1 pseudogene is annotated in these 263 nt (G+C 68.8%); it reads right to left on the reverse strand.

The window, feature by feature from the left end:
* Window positions 1-263 (reverse strand): annotated as a pseudogene (locus CCN56_RS39870) (NADH-quinone oxidoreductase subunit B); the annotation flags it as partial.

Below are 263 nucleotides of genomic sequence, written 5' to 3' on the forward strand. Positions count from 1 at the left end.
GGTCGACGCCCTTGGTGACCGAGTACGAGTCCCAGTACGGGCCGCCGCAGTTCGAGCAGGCGCCGAAGGAGATGACGTACTTCGGCTCGGGCATCTGCTCGTACAGACGCTTCACGGCCGGCGCCATCTTGTCCGTCACCGTGCCCGAGACGATCATCAGGTCGGCCTGGCGCGGGCCCGGCGCGAGGGGATCACGCCGAGCCGGATGAAGTCGTGCCGGGCCATCGACGCGGCGATGAACTCGATCGCGCAGCAGGCGAGCC

The organism is Streptomyces sp. NRRL B-24572 (assembly GCF_002156145.1).
GTDB lineage: Bacteria > Actinomycetota > Actinomycetes > Streptomycetales > Streptomycetaceae > Streptomyces > Streptomyces vietnamensis.